Here is a 15,646-nt window from a genome sequence, read left to right on the forward strand (position 1 = left end):
TTGATGAGCCGACTGGATTCCATGCTGCGACGCCTGACCGCCCAGCGCGACGGGCTGAACTGGGCTGCGGCGCGGATCAAAGGGCTGAAAGGCGATGTTCTGGACATGGGTTTGGGCAACGGCCGCACCTATGACCACCTGCGCGAGATCCTGCCCGACCGGCGCATCTGGGTCATGGACCGGGTTCTGCAATGTCACCCGGACAGCACCCCTCCGGCCGAAGATTTTCTGCAGGGCGAGGCTGAACCGATGCTGAAGAAGCTGGCCGAAGATGGCCCGCGGATCGCATTGGCGCATTATGATTTCGGTCGCGGGATCAAACACGAAGACGTGGCCGAAGCGGCGAGGCTCAGCAAGCTGATTGGCTCGGTCATGGTTCCAGGCGGGTTGCTGATATCCGGCCAACCGCTGGAAGGGTTCGAGCAGATCAACGGCCCGGACTCCATCGCGCCGGACCGCTATCTGTTCTACTTGGCCTGATCAAGCCACGCGCTGCCCGCGCGACCAGACCGCGGTCAGGGCCGGGACGTCGCCCCGCATTCGAAAACGGATCAGGTCTGCCCGCAGCCCCGGTTTCAGAGCGCCGCGATCCGCAAGGCCCGCCGCCTGTGCCGGAGCCCGTGTGACAGTGGCGATGCCACGCGCCATGTCATCCCAGATGCGCCCAAGAGTAACGGCTGACAGCAGCAAGGCTGACGGCACATAGTCCGACGACAGAATGTCCAAACACCCCAAGTCGGCCAGTTCCCGTGCTGCCACATTCCCAGAATGTGACCCGCCCCGGATCAGGTTTGGCGCGCCCATCATGACCTGAATGTCATGAACGTGACAGGCCCGTGCGGCCTCGACCGTCGTTGGGAATTCGGCCAGCCGAATGCCATGACGGGCGGATGTCGCCACTTGCGCCTCGGTCGTGTCGTCGTGGCTGGCCAGAACCGCTCCGAAGCGGCGCGCGGCGTCCACGGCCTCTTGCTCATGGCGGTCTCCATTGCGGTCCCTCAGCCCCCGCAACTGGTTGACGTGCCGTGCGAACATGTCGTCATCCATAGCGTACTTGCCTTTGAGATAGGCTTCGAACTTGGACAGGTCCCTAAACTGGCGCTGGCCGGGCGTGTGATCCATCAACGAAACGATGCCAACCCGGTCTTCTGGACCGAATTCCTGCAATTCCTCGACCAGCGTCTCAGAACAGACTTCGGCGCGCAGATGCAGAAAGTGGCTGATCTTGAGTGCGTCCTGCTCTCGCAACTCCCACAGCTCGCGCGACAGTCCGCGCGCGTATTTCAGATACCGTCCAGCACCGGAGGGGATCGACCCCACCCGCATGGCGTCAAAGACCGTCGTGATCCCGGTGCTGGCCAGTTCCGCGTCATGCGCCAGAATGGCTGCGGCATGGGGCCAGTCCACCTTGGGCCGCGGCTGGATGTGGCGTTCCAGGTTGTCGGTGTGCAACTCGACCAGGCCGGGCGACACATAGTCCCCACCACAGTCAATCGCGCCTTTCGGAACAGCCGCGCCGGTGTCTATGTCAGCGATCGTCTGGCCAACGATACGGACACACCCCCGGACGGTCTCATCCGGCAGAACAAGCAACGCATTGGCAAGGGTCAGTTCATCTGTCATCGGATTTTCACGTGGTTTGAGGTAAGGAGAGGCCACGCAACAGGAGGCCATTGTGAATTTTGCGCGATACGCGATCTATTTCGTTCCCCCAGCCCAATCCGACTGGAGCAGGTTTGCAACCGCGTGGCTGGGGTGGGACATCGATGCGGGACGGACCGTCGACCATCCGGCCATCGACGGGTTGGACGTCGCCTCGGTAACACAAGTGCCGCGCAAATACGGGCTTCATGCCACGATGAAGCCGCCGTTTCGCTTGCGTGAAGATCAGTCGCTGTCTGCTTTGCAGGATACCTGCGCTCGTCTGGCCGGTAAATTCGCCCCCGTTTCGCTGGACGGGCTCGAAGTTGCACGCCTTGGTCGGTTTCTTGCTTTGCGGCCCGTGGGCGACACACGAGACCTGAACGCGCTTGCGGCGGCTTGCGTCCGCGACCTGGACCCTTTTCGTGCCCCGGCCTCGGAAACCGAGATGAACCGGCGCCGAGCGGCCGGGTTGACCATGGAGCAGGACGCAAATCTGACGAATTGGGGCTACCCATACGTTCTGGAGGCTTTCCGTTTTCACATCACCCTGTCCGGTCGCCTGAGCAAACCGATGCTGGCAAACGTGCAAACCGTGCTGAACCAACGGCTTGTCCCATTGCTGCCAGCCCCTTTTGACATAGGGGACCTGGCCCTTGTGGGCGAGGCTGAAGACGGGCGGTTCCATATGCTTCAACGGTACGCCCTTTCGGGTTGAAGGCCGGACAAGATGGTTTCAACGGTTGCATCCAGTGACCCGGAATTGTCGACCTCGATCACGTGGTTCAGGCATTCGGGTAGGGCTGCAGTGGCGCGCCCCAAACGCCGGGCTTGATCAGCCGCGCTTTCCCGGCCGCGCACTGCCAGACGTTGTGCCAGAACCTTTGGTTCGGCCGTCAGGGATATCACGATCAGCTCTCGAAATTCCTTCTGCGCCTCGGGCAACACAGCCCTTGAGAGGTTGACCAGAACTGCATCGGCCCTTCGGCGTTGGTCCGTGATCGCAACGGGTATGCCGTAGTGCAGCCCGTGCGCGGCCCAGCACAGAACAAAGCTGCCCTTTTGGACCATTGTTTGAAACGCCCGGTCGGACACGCGGTCAAAATCCTCACCGCCTTCGCCATGGGGACGGGTGATGACTCTACGCACCCTTTCGAAGTTCGACGCGCGCGCCAGCAGTGCTTGGATCACGCTGTCTTTTCCAACACCCGAAGGCCCGACAACTGCAATGACCGGGGCCATCTTCATGCCGCCGCCCCCGGCGCAAACTGCGTGACGTCGACCACGCGGCTGCAGACCCGGTCACGGGCCTCTTGGTCGTGGAATATCCCAATGATCGCCGCGCCGCGGGCCTTTGCCTCTTGGATCAGGGACAGCACGGTTTCGCGGTTTCGTGCGTCAAGGCTGGCCGTGGGTTCATCCAGCAACAGAGCCGGATAGTCATGCGCAAATCCACGCGCGATATTCACTCGTTGCTGTTCACCGCCCGAAAACGTCGTGGGGCTGAGGCGCCAGAGCGCTTCCGGAATATTCAAGCGCTGAAGGAGGCCCGCTGCCTTGTCCAGTGCGGTCTGCCGCTCGCACCCCTGAACCAGAAGCGGTTCAGCCACGACCTCCAGCGTCGGCACACGCGGCACGACACGCAGAAACTGACTGACATAGCCCAGGGTTTCGCGGCGCAGCTGCAGGATCTCGCGCGGTTGGGCCCGGGCGACGTCCAGGCCACCCACCCGCACCTGACCCGAGGCCGCCAGGTAATTGCCGTAGATCACCCGCATCAGTGTGGACTTCCCGGCCCCGCTAGCCCCGGTCAGGGCCACGCATTCTCCGGCCCCGACCTGCAGCGACGCGCCCGCCATCACCGGGATCACGGCGCCGCCCTGATTGTGCAGGGTAAAGCTCTTGCTCACGTCGATCAGTTCAATCATCGCGGTTGTTCCTTTCGCACGGTGTCAGACCTGCAGCACGCTGGACACAAGCAGTTGCGTATAGGCATGCTGCGGGTCGTCCAGCACCTGATCGGTCAGCCCCGCCTCGACCGCATCGCCATCCTTCATCACCATCAACCGGTCCGCCAGCAACCGCACCACGGCCAGATCATGGGTGACGATGATGGCGCTCAGCCCCATCTCGCGCACGAGGCCGCGCAGCAGGTCCAGCAGTCGGGCCTGTACCGAGACGTCCAGCCCGCCGGTCGGTTCATCCATGAAAACCAACCGCGGACCGGTCACCAGGTTGCGCGCGATCTGCAACCGTTGCTGCATGCCGCCCGAAAACGCGCTGGGGCGGTCGTCCACGCGGCTTTCTGCAATCTCGACCCGGCCCAGCCAATCCAGAGCCTGCCCGCGGATCTGGCCATAGTGCCGGCTCCCCACGGCCATCAGCCGCTCGCCGATATTGCCGCCGGCGCTGACCGACATGCGCAGCCCGTCGCGGGCATGCTGATGCACAAAGGCCCAGTCGGTGCGCCCGAGCATCCGGCGGGCCGGTTCCGACATCGTGACCGTGTCCACCGGCCCGTCGGCGCGGGTATCAAAGATCACCTGCCCGGCATCCGGTTTCAAATGCCCGGCCAGACAGTTCAGCAGGGTCGACTTGCCCGACCCGCTTTCGCCGACGATCCCCATCACCTCGCCGGGGTAGAGGTCGAAACTGACATCCCGGCAGCCGATCCGCGCGCCATAGCGCTTCTCGATGCCTTTGACCTGCAACAGCGGGGTCATGCCGCATCCTCCTGCGCCAAACGGCCTTGGTGTCCGGCCTCGCGGCGGGACCGGCAGTAATCGGTGTCCGAACATACGAACATCCGGTTGCCTGCATCGTCCGTGATCACCTCGTCCAGGTAACTGTCTTCGGCCCCGCACAGATCGCAGGCATGATCGGCCTTGCTGGCCTCGAACGGGTAGTCCTCGAAATCGAGGCTGACCACCCGCGTATGCGGCGGCACCGCATAGATCCGCTGCTCGCGCCCGGCCCCGAACAGCTGGATCGCGTCCATTTCCAGTTTCGGATTGTCGAATTTCGGGATCGGAGACGGGTCCATCACATAGCGGTCGGCCACCCGGACCGGATAGGCATAGGCCGTGGAAATCGCGCCGTGCTGGCTGATGTCTTCGTAGAGCTTCACATGCATCAACCCGTATTCCTGCAGGCTGTGCATCTTGCGCGTCTCCGTCTCGCGCGGTTCCAGAAACCGCAGCGGTTCGGGGATCGGGACCTGATAGACCAGGATCTGATCGTCGCGCAGCCGGGCCTCGGGGATGCGGTGGCGGGTCTGGATGATGGTCGCCTTCCCGGTCTCTTCGGTCGTGGCCACGCCCGCCGTCTTCTCAAAGAACTTGCGGATCGACACAGCATTGGTCGTGTCATCTGCTCCCTGATCGATCACCTTGAACACATCGTCCGGTGTCAGCGTCGCGGCCGAGACCTGAACCCCGCCCGTGCCCCAACCATAAGGCATGGGCATCTCACGGCTGGCAAACGGCACCTGATAACCCGGAACGGCCAAGCCCTTGAGAATGGCCCGGCGGATCATCCGCTTGGTTTGTTCGTCCAAATATGCGAAGTTATACTCATTCATTTGATGTATCACTTTCGTTTTTTGGTGTTGTTGTGGACGGTTTTCTGGTTACCTCGGCCTTCGCGGTCGTCATGCTCTACTTTCTCTGGCGCAGGATACATTCCCAGCGACGGCGCCGGGCCATGCGGCGGGACGCGCGAGGCGAATGGTCTGCGATCAGCGCGGACGCGCCACGCCGGGCTGCGGCTGGCAGGGCATCTCGGCCGGCGGACAGGATGCAGGAAGGGCACTGAAGTCATTCGGCGGCCTCGCGCGGTTCCAGGCGTTCTTCGGCTTCGCGGCGCAATTTGCGCACCAGTTCCAATTCGGACTGGAAATCGACGTAATGCGGCAGTTTGATATGCTCCAAAAAGCCGGTCGCCTGAATGTTGTCAGCATGGCTGAGGACGAATTCCTGATCCTGTGCCGGAGCGCCCAGATCGTCTTCGCCCAATTCCTCCCAGCGCAAGGCGCGGTCCACCAGCGCCATGGCAATGGCTTTGCGCTCGGACTGGCCGAAGACCAGCCCATAGCCGCGCGTAAATTGCGGCGGCTCGGTCTTTGATCCCTTGAACTGGTTCACCGTTTCGCATTCGGTCAGGGCGATCTCTCCGATCTCGATCGCGAAGCCCAGTTCGGGGATATCCATCTCGACCGCGACGGTGCCGATGCGCAGCTCGCCCACGAAAGCGTGGTTGCGGGCATAGCCGCGCTGGGTCGAATAGGCCATGCCCAGCACGAACCCCTCGTCCCCGCGCGTCAGCGCTTGCAGGCGCAGGGGGCGGTCCGCCGGGAACTCCATCGGTTCGCGCGTCAGGTCGCCGGGCGGCTCATCGCTGGCGGGTTCGTCCTGGATCAGACCTTCGTCCTTGAGGAATTCGGTGATGTGCGGGGTCGGCTCGTGACGCGGCGCGGCGGTGGGGGCCTCAGGCTCCGCGCCATCGGCGGCCAGTTTGAAATCCAGCAGACGGTGCGTGTAGTCGAAGGTCGGGCCCAGAACCTGCCCGCCCGGCGCATCCTTGAACGTGGCCGAGATCCGGCGGTCGCAGGCCATGCCGCCGGTATCGACCGGGGTCGAATAACCAAACCGCGGCAGGGTGGTGCGGTAGGCGCGGATCAGAAAGATCCCCTCGATCAGATCACCCCGCGCCTGTTTGATCGCCAGCGCGGCCAGATCGGGATCGTACAGAGAGCCCTCGGCCATCACGCGGTTCACCGCAAGGCTGAGCTGTTCACGGATCTGGGCCAAGGACAATTCGGCCACGCCGGGATCGCCCCGGCGTTCCTCTGCCAGCCAGGCATGGGCGTTTTCAATCGCCTTTTCGCCCCCTTTGACGGCTACGTACATGGCCTAACCCTCGGGCTGGATGCGGGTGCTGCGCGGCAGGGCCGCAACCATATCCCCGCAGGTGAAGAAGAAATCGCACCCCAAGGGGTACAGGTCCGAATTGGCCTGAACCGCCGCGACATCGGGCACGGCCAGGCGCGCAGTGTCGCGTATGCCCGGCCCTCGCAATACGGCACCGGAAAGGTCCAGCGCATCGCACTCCACGATCAGGGTGGCGGATCGGTCCGGATATTCCGGCGTGCCGATCCGGTATTGGTCCAGCGGCACAAGATCCTGCCAACGGCCGACGGCGAAATCCGCCTGCGCGGCGGGCACGAGGGGCGCACCGGTGTGGAAAATCAGCCACTGGCGAATGGCCGGGTTGTCGGCCGCGCCCGCCAGATAAACGCCCGTGTCCGGGTCGCACAGCGTCAGCAGCAGCGTTCCTGCGGCGACCGACAAGCCGTCGGGCGGGGTCGCGCCGACCAGCTGCCGCATCTCGCCCGGCCGCGCCATCACGGTCATGGCCGCACGAAAGGCGTGGGCCGCCTGAACCGGTGCGTCGGTGAAACCGCCTGAAAAACGGGTCTGTGGGGTCATTGATCCTCTCCCCGAACCATCGTGAAGAACTCGACCTTGGTGGCCGCGGCCTTGGCGGCCCGGGCCGTTCTGGCCGCCTGCACCTGGCGGGTAAGCGGCTCCAGGATTTTCGCCCGCACGGCGTCCGCGTCCCCGGTCTGCATCAGCGCGTCGATCAGAGCGGCGGTTTCGGCATGGGTCTTGTCGCGCCCTTGTACATATCCGTGGCCCTCGGTTCCGTCAGCCAAGACCAGAGCGCAGCGCGTGACCGTCATCTCGCCCAGGTTGAACGGCGCGCCCGTGCCGCCTGCCCGCCCCCGCACCATGACGCCGCCGATCTCGGGCGTGCGCAGCCACTGGAATTCGGGGCGCGCGCCATAGCCGGTCCACAAGGCCGCCAGCGCCTCGGCCGGCGCACGTGCCAGAAGGCCCAGCCAGGCCCGTCGATCACCTGTCGCAATTTTTGTCTGTTCCGCCATCAAAGCCTCTTGGCCAAGTTGTCTACAACTACTATACAACTAGACAAATCATAGCGGGGCAAAGTGTGACTCGCAACGAATATGCTGTGAAGTTTTGATGACATGGGCCAAACACCGATCTGGAAGACCATCGCGCTGGCGCTGACCGCCGACATTGCCGAGGGGCGCTTTGCAACCGGCGACCGCCTGCCGACCGAGGCGCAGCTGGCCGCAACCCACGGCGTGAACCGCCACACGGTGCGCCGGGCCCTGGCCGAACTGGCCCGGCAGGGGCTGGTGCATCCGCGCCGCGGGGCCGGCGTGTTCGTTTCGGCAGCAGCGACCGATTACCCGATCGGCAAAAGGGTCCGGTACCACCAGAACATCTCGGCCAGCGGCAAGATCCCAGGCAAGCAGGTGCTGTCGCTGATCACCCGCGCCGCCGACAAGACCGAGGCCGAGGCGCTGGCCCTGGCCCCCGGCGACCCGGTGCATGTCTATGACGGGTTGTCGCTGGCCGATGGCCAACCGATCGCGGTGTTCCAAAGCGTCTTTCCCGCCGCGCGCCTGCCCGACCTGCCCGAAGCGCTGGCCCAGAACGGCTCGGTCACGCGGGCGCTGCGGCACTGCGGCGTGGCGGACTATACCCGGATCTCGACCCGCCTGACCGCCCGCGCGGCCGATGCGGTTCAGGCCCGGCACCTGCAACTGATCGAGGGCGCTCCGGTTCTGCATTCGGTCGGCATCAATGCCGATCCGCAGGGGCATCCGATTGAATACGGCAAGACCGTCTTTGCCGGTGAGCGGGTCACTCTGACGCTGGATGACGATCACGGGTGATGCCGGTCAATCCTCGTATTTCTCCAGAAAAGCCTCGGCGGGCAGCGCGCGGAAATCCGGCAGCGCCGCGCGCAGGCGGGCATTGTCCCAATCCCACCAGGCCAGAGCCATCATCCGCTCGGCGACGTGCTCGGGGAACCGGCGGCGGATGGGTTGGGCGGTGACACCCCCGACGATGGTATAAGGCGGCACGTCCTTGGTCACGATCGCCCCGGAGGCGACGATTGCCCCGTGCCCGACCGTCACCTCGGGCTTGATGATGGCCGCGTGGCCGATCCAGGTGTCATGCCCGACATGCGCCAGCCGCCCTGCGCGCAGGGTGAACCAGTCCGCGTCGTCATCGGCATCGTCCCAATAGTCGGCCGAGCGGTAGTGGAAGTGATGCAGCGACGCTTTCTCGATCGGATGATCGGTGGCGCCGATCCGGGTGAAACTGGCGATATTGGCGAATTTTCCGATCCGGGCATTGGCAATGTCGCAGGTCCGGTCGCAATAGGAGTAGTCCCCAAACACCGAATTCGTCACCCGCGTTCCGGCACCGATTTCGACAAAGGCGCCGAAGCTGCTGCCGATTATCTGGCAATCCGGGTGGATGAAGGGCTGATCCGACTGCAAGCGCGCCATGGTCTGCAAGTCCTCGTATGCGGTTCAAGGCAACATCAGCGGCTTGGCCTGCGGGTCGCGCGGTTTGCGCGCCTTGGGCGGCCCGCCCTGGATCAACCGCCTGCGCAGCCAGCCCGAGAACCAGTCCATCAGCATGACCATCAGAATGATCAGCACGATGTAATAGGCGACCTCCTCCCAGTCTTTCTGGGTGATGATCGCCTGTGTCAGCAACAGACCGATCCCGCCCCCGGTAATCGCCCCGATCACGGTCGCGCTGCGGGTGTTGGATTCCAGGAAGTAGAGGAGCTGACTGAGCAGAACCGGAGTGATCTGCGGGATCACCCCAAAACGATATTTCTGCGGCGCATTGGCCCCGGTGGACTGCACGCCTTCGATCTGCTTCTGATCAACATTTTCCAGCGCCTCGGAGAAGATCTTGCCGAAGGTGCCGGTATCGGTGACCAGGATGGCCAGCGCCCCTGTTAGCGGCCCTGGCCCGAAGGCGCGTGCCAGAACCACCGTCCAGATCAACGCATCAACACCGCGCACGAAGTCAAAGATACGACGAGTGGCAAATCGGACCGTTCTAAACGGATTGAAATTTCGTGTCGCCAGAAATGCGAGGGGCAAAGCGATCATCCCCGCCCCCAGAGTACCTAGAAAAGCCATCAGAAGCGTTTCAAAGATCGCCCACGCAACATCCTGATGGCGCCACATCTTGTTGGTCCAGAAATCGTCAAAGATTTCCGCGGCCTCGCCCGAAGCGGCACGCCCCACCAACTGGCTGAAAGACTGACCGTGATAGGGGCTGTCCAGTGTGAACCAGAACAGCTCCCACCCGTTGAAATACCGGAACACCTCGGCCCGGTTGCGTGTCACGGTCAGCCGGCCCGCCGGCGTGGTGATCGCCAGGCGGTTCTTTGACATGTTGATCCAGTTCGGCACCTCGGCAGTCGGCAGTTCGGCCTGCACTCCGGCCGACCGGCTGGGCGTTGCGCGCACTGTTCCGTAACCCGGGATGTCATATTCCACGGTTTCAGGTCCAAAGCGAACGATGTGGCCGTCTTGCAGGTCAATCACGGTGGTTTCGCCCAAAACGACCCATTCCGGCGCAGTGCCATCCGGGTAAGCGCCCTTGCGCTCTCCTTCGATCGCAACGGACACCTGTCCGTTTCGATTGTCCCGCGTCACGTGAGTCTTGTAGCTGTAGCTGTCGGATACAAGCGTCTTGCCGTTTTCCCAGTTCGCCCGCTCGGCCAAGCCGGGCACGTCAAAGGCAAAGAAAACATAGACCAGGTATAGAATGACCAGCCCCGGCAACCCGAAACTCAGCGCCCGTTTACGCCGAAAGATTTGGTCGGTTCTGGCTTTCAAGTCGTTGATCGGCAGATCAGTGGCAAAGGTGCTCATGCTGCGGCTCCTTTGGCGGAACCGTGTGTCAGGCGGTCACGCAAAACGCCGGACAGCTGATCCACGGCCACGATGGTGACGAACAGAAGCAGAAAGATGGCCGCCGCCTCGTCGTAACGCCCCTGCCCCCAGGACATGGCGTTGCGCAGTTCGTACCCCAAGCCGCCTGCACCCACGAAACCAAGAATGGCCGAGGCGCGGATGTTGATCTCGAACCGCAGCAGCGCGTAGCTGACATAGTTTGGCCCGACCTGCGGGATCACGCCCAAATACATCCGCTGCGACCAGTTGGCGCCAACCGACTGCAGCCCCTCCACCGGTTTCAGAGAGGCGTTTTCATTCACTTCGGAAAACAACTTGCCCAGAGCACCGGCAGTGTGAATGGCGATGGCAATCATTGCAGGTACAGGCCCGCCGCCAAGAACAAAGATCAGAACCAGAGCGATGACAATTTCCGGAACGGCCCGGCAAATATCAGATATACGCCGAAAAACGGGGATCAATGACGGCCACAGCGCCATGCCGCGGGTAGACATCAGCGCCAGAAAGGTGCCGCCCAGAGTGCCCACCAGCGTGGCCGCGGCGGCGATATTCAGTGTTTCGATCAGCGCGGGGAAGAACTCGACCAAATTCGCGGGCAATTCCCCGATCTTCTCCCAGGCCTCAGTCAGAACCTCGGCAGGGTAATCGAAAATGCGGTTCCACCCATCGGCAAAACTACCGGCGTTTCGCATGTCGGCGGTCCGGAAACCGGCCACCATAAGTGCCACGAACAGGATCAGAAGTATCCCACCGTAGACCCGTTTTCGACGGGTCATGCTGGTGTAATCCTCCCGGATCCGGTCGAGGCCGGCGGATCCCGCGGTCAGGTCGGTCATGAAAGGCTCCGATGGGGATAATGGGGTCCGGTTTGCGGCCGGACCCCGAACAGAAGTTGCGCAGGCTTAGTTCGACTTCAGCTTGCGGGCTTCAATGATGATTTCGTAGGCCTCGTGGGTGATCGGCTCGAACGCTTTGGCTTCACCTGCGGCCACGCCATAAAAACACTCACGGTCTTTGTCGGCCAGCCCGGCCATCAGAGCCGTCATCTTCTCTTTGACATCCGCCGGCAATGCCTTGCGCAGAACTACCGGACCTTCGGGGATCGGCTTCGATTTCCAGATTTCGACCATGTCGTTCATGTCGACCAGTCCGGCATCCACGGCGCGGCGCAGCGCGCCCGAATTGTAGCCGTCTTCCCAGTTGCCCAGTCCGTCGGCCCAGGTCACGCCACCATCAACGTCACCGTTGTTCACGGCGACGATTGTCTGCTCGTGACCACCGGTGAACTTCACTTCACCGAAGTAGTCGCCCGACTCCATCGTTGAACCCGTTGCCTGAGGGATTTCGATCGAGGGGATCAAATAGCCCGAGGTCGAGTTCGGATCACCAAAGCCAAACACCTTGCCTTTCATGTCATCAAGCGAGGTGATGCCGCTGTCCTTGCGGGCGAACCCGACCGAGTAGTAGCCATACCCGCCATCCACGTTCACCTTGACCAGAACCGGCTCAACCGCCTCGGGGTCGCTGAGATAGGTTTTGGCATAGGCGGAGGCGCCCAGCCAAGCCATGTCGATCGTACCGCCCAGCAGGCCTTGGATCACGCCGTTGTAGTCAGCCGGGGCGAACAGCTTGGTTTCGACACCCAGCGCGTCCTCGGTGTACTCACGCAGACATTCGTTGTTGTTCAGCCGGTCCTGCGCGTTTTCTCCGCCCAGGATGCCGATACGGAATTCGCTGATCTCCTCGGCCATGGCAGGCGCGCTCAGGGCGGAGGTCGCGACCAGGGCGGCAACTAGTTTCTTCATCTGTCTCTCTCCAGGTTGATTGGCCCACCCCATTCATCGGGCCGGGCGATAAATGAGGTGTTTGGGGCTCAGATCGTGGCCTCGGCTTCCATCAGAGCCTTCCGGGTGGCATCCAGCGTTTCGATCTCGGTCGAGGTCGCGGCCTCGGAGAAGCTGGCATCAGCGCCGTAGATCTCGCGGGCGACGCCGGTGGTCAGCTGCTCGGGCAGGCCGTCGAACACGATGCGCCCGTCGCGCATGCCGACCACGCGGTCGCAATAGCGGCGCGCGGTGTCCAACGTGTGCAGATTGGCGATCACGGTACGGCCGTCCTCTTCGTGGATGCGGCGCAGGGCCTGCATCACGACCTGCGCATTCATCGGATCCAGCGAGGCGATGGGTTCATCGGCCAGGATGATCTTGGGATCCTGCATCAGGGCGCGCGCGATAGCGACACGCTGCTGCTGCCCGCCCGACAACGCCTCGGCCCGTTTAGGGGCATGTTCGGCGATGCCAAGTCGGTCAAGAATGTCGATGGCGCGATGGATGTCTTCCATCGGGAACAGATTGAACATGGTCGCCAGCGTCGAGTGCCGGTTCAGCGTTCCGTGCAACACATTCGAGACCACATCCATGCGGGGCACAAGGTTGAATTGCTGAAAGATCATCGCGCAATCGGCCTGCCACGCACGTTTTTCGCGCCCTTTCAGCGCGGTCACGTCGCGCCCGTGAAACAGGATCTGCCCGGCGCTGGCATCGGTCAGGCGGTTGATCATACGCAGCAGGGTGGACTTGCCCGCGCCCGACCGCCCGATGACCCCGATCATGCATGGCTTGTCGACGTCCAGCGTTGCGGTGTCGACGGCGGTATTGTCGCCGAAGCGCTTGGTCAGTTTTTCGATGCGCAGCACGTGCCACCCCCAATTCGTGATGGAGGTCGTCTACAGCTGGTGCTCAAAGGTGATGTGTCGATCCGGTGAAGCTTTTGTAACGGGCTGAAAGCCGATGGCCTATGCAAGGGCTGGGCAATACCGCTCGTCCCGTCTATACGCGGGCTCAACACCTGAACCATCAGATCTGTCACATGAGGCCGCCATGAGCTTTGACCGCAAGATCAAGATCGCACCGTCGATCCTGTCCGCCGATTTCGCCAATTTCGGACAGGAAATCCAAGCTATCGAGGCCCAAGGCGCCGACTGGGTTCACGTTGATGTGATGGACGGGCATTTCGTGCCAAACCTCACCTTCGGCCCGCCGGCGGTCAAAGCGTTCCGCCCGCATGTCAAGACGGTGATGGATGTGCACCTGATGATCACGCCGGTCGACCCCTACATCCAGGCCTATGCCGATGCCGGCGCGGACTATCTGACGGCCCATGTCGAGGCTGGTCCGCACACGCACCGCACGTTGCAGGCGATCCGCGCGGCGGGCATGAAGGCAGGCGTGGCGCTGAACCCCGGCACCCCGGCCGAAGCGGTCGAACACCTGCTGGATCTGGCCGATCTGGTCTGCGTGATGACGGTGAACCCCGGCTTTGGCGGGCAGAAATTCATCGACATGACCGCGAAGGTCCGCCGCCTGCGCGAGATGATCGGAGACCGCCCAGTGCATATCGAAATCGACGGCGGTGTCGATCCCTCGACCGCCCCGCTGGTCGCGGCGGCCGGTGCCGACGTTCTTGTTGCCGGTTCCGCGGTCTTCAAGGGCGGGTCGGTTGCGAACCCGGACGTCTATGGCCAGAACATCCGCGCCATTCGGGCCGCAGCCGAAAGCCACGCGGCCTGACGGCGGCTCCCGTCCGTCGTCGACGTTTTGGCAAAACGCCTCCTCCTGTTGGGCCCGATATCGCGCGGGCGCGGGAGCGTTTTGCCGGCCCTGCCCCTAGGCCAGTTGATCCGCGAAATGCGTTAGCAACATGTGTTTTAGGATCTTGCCCGTGGGCGCGGCTGGCAGTGACGTGGCCAGCACGATCCTGCCGGGCCGTTTGTAGCCCACAAGACGTTCCGCCACGAACTCCGCCAACTCTGCCTCGGACACAGCGCCGATTTCAGGCACCTGAACAAAGGCCAGCACCTTTTCGTCGCCGCCCACCCGATGCCCGATCACCGCAGACTGGATCACCTGCGGATGTTCGTTCAGCGCGGCCTCGACCTCGGGCGGATAGACGTTGAAGCCGCCGTGAATGATCAGTTCCTTGGCGCGGCCGACGACGTGCAGATTGCCCTGGGCGTCGAGACGGCCCAGGTCGCCCGTGCGCAACCATCCCTGGGCCAGAACCCGGCCCGTTTCCTCGGCGTTGCGATAGTACCCTTTCATCACATGCGGGCCGCGCGTCAGGATCTCGCCCACGCCATCTCCGCCGCCGGGTATGGTTTCGTCAATGCGCAGATCGACCCCCGGCAAGGGCGGGCCGACCGAGATATCCGGATCCCCAATCCGGTTGTGCGAGGCGCAGATCCCCGCCGTGCTTTCGGTCATGCCATAGCCGTTCTGCAGCGCAACGCCATAGAACGCCTCGGCCTTGCGTTTCCACGCCGGATCCAGCGGGGCAGCCCCGGACGAAGTGTAGCGCAGGGCGTCCGACGGCAGACGCTCTAAACCCTGTTCCCTGGCATATTGCATCAGCAGCGCATGCATCTGCGGCACACCCGAAAACACCGTGACGCCCGCATTCAACGCGGCAAAGGCGCGGTCCGCCGCGAATCTGGAATCCAGTTGGACGAAAGCCCCGGCCAGCGCCGATCCGGTGACGATCGAGGCCAGTCCGAAGATGTGCGAAATCGGCAGCACGCCATAGACCACGTCATCCTGCGTCAGCCCTCGGAAATTCGCCGAGGTCAGCCCGCCGAACCGCAGGTTTTCGTGGGTCAGCATCACGCCCTTGGGCGTTCCGGTCGTGCCGGTGGTGAACAGCATCGCCGCGACATCCGCCAGATCGGGGTCGGGCGCGCTCGGGTACGGCGCGGCCAGGTGCAACTGCCCGAAGGCACCGGAAACGGGCCGGGCCCCGGCCCTTCGCGCATGATCGCGCGCCTCCGGCGACGCCTCCGACGTGAACAGGATCACCGCCGGGTTGACGTGATCCACGATGCGCGCCAACTCGGCCGCGGTCTGACGGGCGTTCACCGGCACCACGCTGGCCCCGATCCGGGAACAGGCAAACAGCGCGGCCACTGCCGCACAGCAATTTTCGAGCACCAGCATGACCCGATCGCACGGGCGCGCCCCCGAGGCCAGCAGGATGTCTGACAGCTCGGAAATTGCGCGGTCGAGGTCAGCAAAGCTCCAATCGGCGCCGAACCCGTCGGCAAAGGCGCGGTCCCGCGGGCGGGTCCGGATCTGGGCATCCGGATAGTCGTGCCATTTGTTCATGTCCCTTCGCCCTCCCCTGCGCCGGAAC

The 15,646-nt window shown here is 63.3% G+C and carries 18 protein-coding genes; 4 read left to right on the top strand and 14 right to left on the bottom strand.

From position 1 onward, the window contains the following. The first annotated feature begins 3 nt into the window (after window positions 1-3). The gene (locus tag ACR0NB_RS09840; protein ID WP_093964551.1) at window positions 4-480 is read left to right on the top strand and encodes a class I SAM-dependent methyltransferase; all 477 of its coding nucleotides are present in this window, start codon (window positions 4-6) and stop codon (window positions 478-480) included. Here the strand turns inward: ACR0NB_RS09840 and ACR0NB_RS09845 are convergent, their stop codons facing one another. Beyond that, a complete protein-coding gene (locus ACR0NB_RS09845; RefSeq protein ID WP_170357048.1) occupies window positions 481-1,623 on the bottom strand; it encodes an alpha-D-ribose 1-methylphosphonate 5-triphosphate diphosphatase in 1,143 nt (380 codons plus the stop codon). A 52-nt stretch (window positions 1,624-1,675) separates the two neighbouring features. On the opposite strand from ACR0NB_RS09845, the gene ACR0NB_RS09850 reads away from it, so the two are divergent. After that, the gene (locus tag ACR0NB_RS09850; RefSeq protein ID WP_170434294.1) at window positions 1,676-2,359 is read left to right on the top strand and encodes a DUF1045 domain-containing protein; all 684 of its coding nucleotides are present in this window, start codon (window positions 1,676-1,678) and stop codon (window positions 2,357-2,359) included. Here the strand turns inward: ACR0NB_RS09850 and phnN are convergent. The 7 genes from phnN to phnG all read right to left on the bottom strand — a co-directional run bounded on the left by phnN (window position 2,335) and on the right by phnG (window position 7,585). After that, window positions 2,335-2,889: a phosphonate metabolism protein/1,5-bisphosphokinase (PRPP-forming) PhnN gene (gene phnN / locus ACR0NB_RS09855; RefSeq protein ID WP_480775526.1), complete on the bottom strand. Its 555-nt coding sequence runs from the start codon at window positions 2,887-2,889 to the stop codon at window positions 2,335-2,337. The two genes, ACR0NB_RS09850 and phnN, sit on opposite strands and share 25 nt — an antisense overlap. Then, window positions 2,886-3,569, bottom strand: coding sequence for a phosphonate C-P lyase system protein PhnL (gene phnL / locus ACR0NB_RS09860; RefSeq protein WP_170434290.1), 684 nt, complete (start codon window positions 3,567-3,569; stop codon window positions 2,886-2,888). The genes phnN and phnL overlap by 4 nt, the downstream gene beginning before the upstream one ends. Before the next feature lie 24 nt (window positions 3,570-3,593). Beyond that, window positions 3,594-4,364: a phosphonate C-P lyase system protein PhnK gene (gene phnK / locus ACR0NB_RS09865; RefSeq protein ID WP_480775527.1), complete on the bottom strand. Its 771-nt coding sequence runs from the start codon at window positions 4,362-4,364 to the stop codon at window positions 3,594-3,596. Continuing rightward, window positions 4,361-5,221, bottom strand: a complete 861-nt coding sequence (locus tag ACR0NB_RS09870) for an alpha-D-ribose 1-methylphosphonate 5-phosphate C-P-lyase PhnJ (RefSeq protein ID WP_480775528.1) — start codon at window positions 5,219-5,221, stop codon at window positions 4,361-4,363. The genes phnK and ACR0NB_RS09870 overlap by 4 nt, the downstream gene beginning before the upstream one ends. Window positions 5,222-5,456: 235 nt before the next feature. Continuing rightward, a complete protein-coding gene (locus ACR0NB_RS09875) occupies window positions 5,457-6,548 on the bottom strand; it encodes a carbon-phosphorus lyase complex subunit (RefSeq protein ID WP_480775529.1) in 1,092 nt (363 codons plus the stop codon). A gap of 3 nt (window positions 6,549-6,551) precedes the next feature. Further along, window positions 6,552-7,127, bottom strand: coding sequence for a phosphonate C-P lyase system protein PhnH (gene phnH, locus ACR0NB_RS09880; RefSeq protein ID WP_480775530.1), 576 nt, complete (start codon window positions 7,125-7,127; stop codon window positions 6,552-6,554). Further along, a complete protein-coding gene (gene phnG / locus ACR0NB_RS09885; protein ID WP_480775531.1) occupies window positions 7,124-7,585 on the bottom strand; it encodes a phosphonate C-P lyase system protein PhnG in 462 nt (153 codons plus the stop codon). Before phnG ends, phnH begins: the two co-directional genes overlap by 4 nt. A gap of 102 nt (window positions 7,586-7,687) precedes the next feature. On the opposite strand from phnG, the gene phnF reads away from it, so the two are divergent. After that, entirely contained in the window at window positions 7,688-8,404 is a 717-nt protein-coding gene (gene phnF, locus ACR0NB_RS09890) for a phosphonate metabolism transcriptional regulator PhnF (protein WP_480775532.1), read from the top strand. A 6-nt stretch (window positions 8,405-8,410) separates the two neighbouring features. Here phnF and ACR0NB_RS09895 read toward each other — a convergent pair whose 3' ends face one another. The 5 genes from ACR0NB_RS09895 to phnC all read right to left on the bottom strand — a co-directional run bounded on the left by ACR0NB_RS09895 (window position 8,411) and on the right by phnC (window position 13,157). Further along, window positions 8,411-9,028, bottom strand: a complete 618-nt coding sequence (locus ACR0NB_RS09895) for an LbetaH domain-containing protein (protein ID WP_480775533.1) — start codon at window positions 9,026-9,028, stop codon at window positions 8,411-8,413. A 24-nt stretch (window positions 9,029-9,052) separates the two neighbouring features. Beyond that, window positions 9,053-10,420, bottom strand: a complete 1,368-nt coding sequence (gene phnE / locus ACR0NB_RS09900) for a phosphonate ABC transporter, permease protein PhnE (protein WP_480775534.1) — start codon at window positions 10,418-10,420, stop codon at window positions 9,053-9,055. Further along, the gene (gene phnE / locus ACR0NB_RS09905; protein ID WP_170585225.1) at window positions 10,417-11,298 is read right to left on the bottom strand and encodes a phosphonate ABC transporter, permease protein PhnE; all 882 of its coding nucleotides are present in this window, start codon (window positions 11,296-11,298) and stop codon (window positions 10,417-10,419) included. The genes phnE (ACR0NB_RS09900) and phnE (ACR0NB_RS09905) overlap by 4 nt, the downstream gene beginning before the upstream one ends. Window positions 11,299-11,364: 66 nt before the next feature. Then, window positions 11,365-12,267 carry a phosphonate ABC transporter substrate-binding protein gene (phnD, locus tag ACR0NB_RS09910; RefSeq protein ID WP_480775535.1) on the bottom strand — a complete coding sequence of 301 codons (903 nt, stop codon included), beginning with the start codon at window positions 12,265-12,267 and terminating at the stop codon, window positions 11,365-11,367. 68 nt (window positions 12,268-12,335) lie between these two features. Then, window positions 12,336-13,157: a phosphonate ABC transporter ATP-binding protein gene (gene phnC, locus ACR0NB_RS09915; protein ID WP_480775536.1), complete on the bottom strand. Its 822-nt coding sequence runs from the start codon at window positions 13,155-13,157 to the stop codon at window positions 12,336-12,338. 184 nt (window positions 13,158-13,341) lie between these two features. Between phnC and rpe the strand changes: the two genes are divergently transcribed. Then, window positions 13,342-14,031: a ribulose-phosphate 3-epimerase gene (gene rpe / locus ACR0NB_RS09920; protein WP_480775537.1), complete on the top strand. Its 690-nt coding sequence runs from the start codon at window positions 13,342-13,344 to the stop codon at window positions 14,029-14,031. A 96-nt stretch (window positions 14,032-14,127) separates the two neighbouring features. Here the strand turns inward: rpe and ACR0NB_RS09925 are convergent, their stop codons facing one another. Beyond that, window positions 14,128-15,618 (bottom strand): class I adenylate-forming enzyme family protein, encoded by a 1,491-nt coding sequence (locus tag ACR0NB_RS09925; RefSeq protein ID WP_480775538.1) that lies wholly within the window; start codon window positions 15,616-15,618, stop codon window positions 14,128-14,130. Window positions 15,619-15,646: the final 28 nt, after the last annotated feature.

Source organism: Ruegeria sp. CG3 (assembly GCF_056537205.1).

Bases quoted from the DNA above. Each gene is read 5' to 3' on its own strand.
- ACR0NB_RS09840 (WP_093964551.1), top strand. From the start codon at position 4: ATGAGCCGACTGGATTCCATGCTGCGACGCCTGACCGCCCAGCGCGAC.
- phnG (WP_480775531.1), bottom strand. From the start codon at position 7,585: ATGGCGGAACAGACAAAAATTGCGACAGGTGATCGACGGGCCTGGCTG.
- phnK (WP_480775527.1), bottom strand. From the start codon at position 4,364: ATGACCCCGCTGTTGCAGGTCAAAGGCATCGAGAAGCGCTATGGCGCG.
- phnH (WP_480775530.1), bottom strand. From the start codon at position 7,127: ATGACCCCACAGACCCGTTTTTCAGGCGGTTTCACCGACGCACCGGTT.
- phnE (WP_480775534.1), bottom strand. From the start codon at position 10,420: ATGAGCACCTTTGCCACTGATCTGCCGATCAACGACTTGAAAGCCAGA.
- phnF (WP_480775532.1), top strand. From the start codon at position 7,688: ATGGGCCAAACACCGATCTGGAAGACCATCGCGCTGGCGCTGACCGCC.
- phnL (WP_170434290.1), bottom strand. From the start codon at position 3,569: ATGATTGAACTGATCGACGTGAGCAAGAGCTTTACCCTGCACAATCAG.
- ACR0NB_RS09925 (WP_480775538.1), bottom strand. From the start codon at position 15,618: ATGAACAAATGGCACGACTATCCGGATGCCCAGATCCGGACCCGCCCG.
- ACR0NB_RS09875 (WP_480775529.1), bottom strand. From the start codon at position 6,548: ATGTACGTAGCCGTCAAAGGGGGCGAAAAGGCGATTGAAAACGCCCAT.
- ACR0NB_RS09870 (WP_480775528.1), bottom strand. From the start codon at position 5,221: ATGAATGAGTATAACTTCGCATATTTGGACGAACAAACCAAGCGGATG.
- rpe (WP_480775537.1), top strand. From the start codon at position 13,342: ATGAGCTTTGACCGCAAGATCAAGATCGCACCGTCGATCCTGTCCGCC.
- phnN (WP_480775526.1), bottom strand. From the start codon at position 2,889: ATGAAGATGGCCCCGGTCATTGCAGTTGTCGGGCCTTCGGGTGTTGGA.
- ACR0NB_RS09845 (WP_170357048.1), bottom strand. From the start codon at position 1,623: ATGACAGATGAACTGACCCTTGCCAATGCGTTGCTTGTTCTGCCGGAT.
- phnE (WP_170585225.1), bottom strand. From the start codon at position 11,298: ATGACCGACCTGACCGCGGGATCCGCCGGCCTCGACCGGATCCGGGAG.
- phnD (WP_480775535.1), bottom strand. From the start codon at position 12,267: ATGAAGAAACTAGTTGCCGCCCTGGTCGCGACCTCCGCCCTGAGCGCG.
- ACR0NB_RS09895 (WP_480775533.1), bottom strand. From the start codon at position 9,028: ATGGCGCGCTTGCAGTCGGATCAGCCCTTCATCCACCCGGATTGCCAG.